Origin of the sequence: Microcystis sp. LEGE 08355 (genome assembly GCF_015207185.1) — a bacterium.
In the GTDB taxonomy this organism is placed as follows: domain Bacteria; phylum Cyanobacteriota; class Cyanobacteriia; order Cyanobacteriales; family Microcystaceae; genus Microcystis; species Microcystis panniformis.
The window spans coordinates 1-5,629 of record NZ_JADEXI010000307.1 but is presented as its reverse complement, the minus strand read 5'-3'; the positions used below and the strand labels follow the sequence as shown (position 1 = coordinate 5,629).

7 protein-coding genes are annotated in these 5,629 nt (G+C 43.3%); 3 read left to right on the top strand and 4 right to left on the bottom strand.

Annotated features, from left to right (window positions below):
* Positions 1-182 precede the first annotated feature (182 nt).
* Positions 183-926: a DUF561 domain-containing protein gene (locus IQ242_RS15440; protein WP_193960567.1), complete on the bottom strand. Its 744-nt coding sequence runs from the start codon at positions 924-926 to the stop codon at positions 183-185.
* Between the two features lie 92 nt (positions 927-1,018).
* The gene (locus tag IQ242_RS15435; protein ID WP_002801704.1) at positions 1,019-1,186 is read right to left on the bottom strand and encodes a hypothetical protein; all 168 of its coding nucleotides are present in this window, start codon (positions 1,184-1,186) and stop codon (positions 1,019-1,021) included.
* Between the two features lie 191 nt (positions 1,187-1,377).
* Here IQ242_RS15435 and glmU point away from each other — a divergent pair, with 191 nt between their 5' ends.
* Positions 1,378-2,730: a bifunctional UDP-N-acetylglucosamine diphosphorylase/glucosamine-1-phosphate N-acetyltransferase GlmU gene (gene glmU, locus IQ242_RS15430; protein WP_193960568.1), complete on the top strand. Its 1,353-nt coding sequence runs from the start codon at positions 1,378-1,380 to the stop codon at positions 2,728-2,730.
* Positions 2,731-3,019: 289 nt separating this feature from the next.
* On the opposite strand, the gene IQ242_RS15425 is transcribed toward glmU, so the two are convergent.
* Both IQ242_RS15425 and IQ242_RS15420 read right to left on the bottom strand, forming a co-directional pair.
* Entirely contained in the window at positions 3,020-4,465 is a 1,446-nt protein-coding gene (locus IQ242_RS15425) for a DUF3370 domain-containing protein (protein ID WP_193960566.1), read from the bottom strand.
* A 148-nt stretch (positions 4,466-4,613) separates the two neighbouring features.
* Complete coding sequence (locus IQ242_RS15420) at positions 4,614-4,823, bottom strand: ISAs1 family transposase (RefSeq protein ID WP_370583010.1); 210 nt, start codon at positions 4,821-4,823, stop codon at positions 4,614-4,616.
* On the opposite strand from IQ242_RS15420, the gene IQ242_RS26765 reads away from it, so the two are divergent.
* Both IQ242_RS26765 and IQ242_RS15415 read left to right on the top strand, forming a co-directional pair.
* Entirely contained in the window at positions 4,822-4,953 is a 132-nt protein-coding gene (locus tag IQ242_RS26765) for a hypothetical protein (RefSeq protein ID WP_255520660.1), read from the top strand. The genes IQ242_RS15420 and IQ242_RS26765 overlap by 2 nt on opposite strands.
* 48 nt (positions 4,954-5,001) lie before the next feature.
* On the top strand, positions 5,002-5,583 hold the full coding sequence (locus tag IQ242_RS15415) for a thioredoxin family protein (RefSeq protein ID WP_072925656.1): 582 nt from the start codon (positions 5,002-5,004) through the stop codon (positions 5,581-5,583).
* The last annotated feature ends 46 nt before the right edge of the window (positions 5,584-5,629 follow it).

Sequence of the window (5,629 nt, the reverse complement as noted above, 5' to 3'; positions counted from 1 at the left end):
CCTGACTTCTGACTCCCGAATACTGACTCCTGACTCCCGACTCCTGACTCCCGACTCCTGACGACCGACTCCTGAATACTGACTCCTGACGACCGACTCCTGACAGCTAAAATAACTGATTACAAAGGGAAAAAGAGAAGGGAAAACAGACCCTTCTCCGTCGTATCTAGACAAAAATTGTTCTAGTTGCCAATATAGACCGGTTGTGCTTGCAGAGATTCGACTAAACCGCGCACAGCTGCCACCATAGCCACCTCATTATCCAATTGATTGATCGCCGAACCAACGCCGATACCGGCCGCTCCAGCAGCGATCGCCATAGGAGCGGTGACAATGGATAAACCGGAAGCGCAGAGGACGGGAACCTTCACCGCGTGGGAAATAGCGTGGGCTGCCGCTAAAGTCGGGGCAGCTTTTTCAATCAGTCCCAAAATACCGGCGTGACGGGGTTGACTGCTAGTGCCGCCTTCGGTTTGAATAATGTCAGCACCCTGACTAACTAAAGCTTCTGCTAGTCTCACCTGTTCATCGAGGGGCAGCAGATGGGGAACTGTCACAGACAGGGTAATTTCGGGCAGTAAGTCGCGAGTTTGACGGGTGAGGGCTAAAACTTCCGCCGCTTCAAAAATGCGTCCTTGGGCATAAAAACTATCGAAATTACCGATCTCAATTAAATCGGCTCCCGCGTCCACTGCCATCACCAACAATTCTGGCTCGACGGCCGATACACATACGGGTACATTTGTCAAGGCTTTTACAGACCCAATTAGGTCAGCATTAGCGGCAATATCGACAAAAGTTGCTCCTCCGGCTGTAGCGGCTTTAACTACTGAGAGAACCTGCGAGCGATCGAAATTATTTAACCCACTGATCACTTTCAGGGCATGACGACGGGCGAAGGCTTGCTGTAAGGCAAAATTGATCATTAATCTACACCTATCTGGAATTCTCAAAAAACATTTTCCCACCTTCTCGCTGATCAGAGGGTGGGATTTGAGAATTCTTAGGGAAATTTTCTTTAATTTAGGTTTTGATTCTCTTGGTTTTTGCGCTTGAGGTTTTGCAGTTGTTGCAGCAGTACCTCGATTTCCGCTTCTAGATGCAGGTATTTCACCTGTTGGTCAGCTTGGTAGGTGGTGCGAATCTGTTTCATGGCGGAGGATTCCTTAGTTAGTACAGTTGTCATAGCGGTATCTATAGAGTGCTAATTATGTTCAATTGTTTCAATTTGTGTATAGTACCTTAACAATGTCTTAAAGAAAACCTTTTTATGGTAGTTTCTCAACTGGCACAGGATGAAAGAGGGGAAAAATTCTTGCAACCAAGGGGATCGGAGTGCGATATACTCGGTCGCAAACGATATTGGCAAGCATGACCATGGTAGCGGTAGCAATTTTAGCAGCGGGTAAGGGAACCCGAATGAAGTCCAGCCTTCCGAAAGTTTTACATCCCCTCGGCAGTCGATCGCTAGTGGAACGGGTCCTTAATGTCAGCGAATCCTTACATCCGCAGCGAAAACTGGTGATTATCGGTTATCAAGGGGAACAGGTGCGAAATAATCTACAGCATCTTGAGGATATCGAATTTGTTGAACAAAAGGAACAGTTAGGCACTGGCCATGCTATTCAGCAGTTAATCCCCCATTTAGAGGACTTTCAGGGGGATTTGTTGGTCTTAAATGGCGATGTTCCCCTGTTGCGTCCCGAAACCTTGCAAAATCTTCTCCAGATTCATAAAAACCATGGTAACGCTGCCACCCTCTTAACTGCTAACCTCCCTAACCCGAAAGGTTACGGTCGAGTTTTTTGTGATGGCAATAATCTCGTTAAGCAGATTGTGGAAGAAAGAGACTGTACCGATGCCCAACGACAAAACCACCGGATTAATGCAGGTATATACTGCTTTAATTGGTCAAGATTAGCGGCTATACTGCCTAATTTAACGCCCAATAACGATCAAGGTGAGTATTACCTCACGGATGTGGTCAATTTTCTCGATCCCGTCATGGCTGTGGATGTGGAGGATTGTTTAGAAATTAGCGGCATTAACGATCGCAAACAATTGGCCGCCGCCTATGATATCCTGCAAACTAGAGTCAAAGATGATTGGATGGCCGCTGGAGTCACCATAATTGACCCCGATAGTGTCACCATTGAGGATACTGTCACCCTCAGTGCCGATGTGATTATCGAACCCCAAACCCATCTGCGCGGTGAGACGATAATCGCTTCTGGTTGTCGTATAGGTCCTGGGAGTTTAATCGAAAATAGTCGGATAGGCAGCGATGTAACGGTCTTATTTTCGGTGATTTCTGATAGTCAGGTGGATTCTGGTTGTCGCATCGGTCCCTACGCTCATTTGCGCGGAGAAGCGAAAATTGGGGCTAATTGTCGAGTCGGTAATTTTGTTGAAATTAAAAAAAGTGACATCGGCAATAAAACCAATATTGCCCATTTATCCTATCTGGGAGATGCCACTTTAGGGGAAAAAGTTAACGTTGGTGCGGGAACAATTACTGCTAATTACGATGGGGTGAAAAAACACCAAACTATGATCGGCAGTGGCACAAAAACTGGGGCAAATAGTGTTTTAGTGGCTCCTCTGGAATTAGGAAAAAATGTCACCGTGGCTGCGGGTTCAACTGTCACTAGAAATGTCCCCGATAATGCTTTAGTTATTGCTCGCGAAAGTCAGCGTGTGATCGAAAATTGGGCAGATCAGTTTCAGTAGGTTAATTCCGGGATTTAAGCTAAGAAAACTGTTCCTAAATTCCGAGATTAGAGTCAAGATAAACGGGGAGGGAAAGAAAGAGTGGGTTGAGTACCATTCAACCGGCGTTGCTGATTTGAGATCTGAATCTTCTTGTTTGGGATTTTTAAAACCTAGACCCAAACTAACTTTTGGATGGGTGCAAGGTTGTCATTCATACCTTGATTCAGCAACGCCCTCTCAGATTAACTCCTGTCAGTTCGCCGTAACAGACAAGGCAGTCAGTGATTTTTGTCTGTTGCAATTTATTTTAATTTTCCAAAGTCTTAATTGTAACCACCTGCGGCGGTGTAGAATCAGGTGGATAAATAACATCTAATTGTACTTTTCTTTGAGTTCCTGGTTTTAAATCTAGTTTTAATAAAGGATCTAAAACCTGCCCTGTTCTATGCCATAAATGTACATAACGGGTTTGTTGTTTACCTTGATCATCGCTATATTTTAAACGCACTGTACCACGGAAAAAGGGAAAGTCTAATGATGGTTTTCTAAATTTAATTCCTTTTTCAGATAGTCTATCTTCTTTTAATGAAGTTTCTAAAGTGATGCTAACTGTCTGATTTTTATTAGTGTTATTAGTTAAAGGTATGTTGAGTTGATATTCTACCCCATAGTTACCATGTGCTTCGTAAGCAGTATCAGGATACCGCACTAGCATTTTTGCGGTTTGGCTTTGTTCTGTTCCTAACCTTCCACCCCGTAAAGTGGCTATGGGATAAGAAATAGTTTTACCTGGTTCGGGAATAGTCAGGGTTTGGGTTTTGGTGTTGTCTGTGAGGTTTGCTTTCCATGTTGCACCTTCGGATATACCTGCGACTCTGCTGTAAATTAATTGACCTCCTTTTGCATCTGGGGGTGTGGGGGTTTTATCTCTTGGTCCTGCAAAGTTACCGTTATTTAATAAGTCTTGCCATTCTTTTAATGTGGGTGCGCGCTCGCTACCATCAGCATTTTTTTTCGCAAACATGGCTAAACTCGCTGCATAAATTTTACCACTGCTATTTAATCGGAAAAAACTGGATCTCCCATTGACAGGTTTTTCTAAATTTCTGACTGGGATAGGATGGTTTAATAACATTTGACTTCCCCCAGCAGCAATGACTATTCTTGCTGGAAATTCTTTTTGACGTACTCCCCGCAAAACATCCGCTACTGCTCTTGCACCTGGTCCAGAAAATGCTTTACCATCGTTATTTTCTATGTAGGGTTGCAAGGTGACAAACGGTGCTTCTGTCATTAAATAACTCGCACCTTGTAAAATGTTAATAGTGATAGGTTTTTGACTGGGATTATGTAAAATTACTCCTATATATAAGGTTTGTAAATCCTTGGGATTGTGGGTATAATGATGAGCAAATAAATCAAATCTGCCTTGAATGGGAAAGTTTAAATGTGCGGCTGGAACTTTTTTGTTATTAGGTGTAAAAGTAGAAAGTAGAATACCTTCATTTTTGATCCATTCTGGACTGTTGCTATTAAAAACAGGTATTTTATCTAAACTACCGGGTAAAGGGCGCACTTCTCCAGTTTGTACAATTTCTTGGGGTGCTGGTTTTGCAGGTGTTTGGGCGTTTACTTGATTTTTCTGATGATAGCTATTGAAAGTTGTACAGCCGATAGTTTGAGTAATCGCTAATCCTGATATGATGATGAATACAGGTTTGAGGATGTGGTTTTTTGCTTGCAAAGTTCCCATAATTTGATTTTTCCAGTAAGTTTGCCATTTGCCAGTTTGCCGTTTGCCCGGAGCATCTCATTTATGCAAGTGAGTAATTATACTTGTCCCTAAAACTGGTTTCTAGCAAGGCTTTCAAAATAGCTTGACATACAACCTGATTTAGGGGTTACAAAGGTGTTTCCGCTCCATACCCCAGAGGAATCCCACTGGCATCTTCATTAAATGTAACATAGAGTACCCAATGGAGACTATTTTCGATACTCCAATGTCTGCGAATCACCTCGGCCTGTTTTTGGGCATCCGCTGCTAAACTACTGATGAAGAAGCGAATTTCTGTAGTAGTTTTATTCCACAATTGGCGGACACTGCGAACTATGACTACTGCAGCTCTAACCAGTAATTTAGATAGGTCAATGGCTTATCAGTTCACTGATTACTGTTTAATGTTTACTGATTACTGTTTACTGATGCTGGTTAAGGTCTTAAATTTGCGCGATGAAGCATGAAATGCTATAAAAATCTCAGTCCTCCCTATAGAAAAGAGTATAAACTTTATGGCACGCACCGAGTCCACAATGTTAGATTTGGGGACAAAAGCTCCCAGTTTTGCCTTACCCGATGTGGTTTCGGGTGAAACTATCTCTCTGGACAGCTTTGCGGCTAAAACCGCTCTGTTAGTCATCTTCCTCTGTGAACATTGTCCCTTTGTTAAACACATTCAAGAAGAACTTACCCGTCTAGGTCGCGATTATGCTAACACCAATCTGGGCATCCTCGCCATTAGTTCTAATGATGTGGAGAAATATCCCGATGATTCGCCGGAAAATTTGAAAAAAATGGCGATAACTCTTGACTTTAAATTCAATTTATGCTATGACGAAAGCCAAGAAGTGGCGAAAGCTTACACGGCAGCCTGTACTCCCGATTTTTTCCTCTTTGATAGTCAGCGCATTCTAGTCTATCGCGGTCAATTGGATGATAGTCGTCCTAGTAATGGAATACCAGTCACAGGCAAAGATCTGCGCACCGCCATTGACAAGGTTTTAACCGGTCAACCGGTGCCGACGGAGCAAAAACCGAGTTTAGGCTGTAATATCAAATGGAAACCGGGCAATGAGCCACCCTATTACGGTTAATTAACGAAGGGTGTAGGGTGTAGGGTGTAGGGTGTAGGGTGTAGGG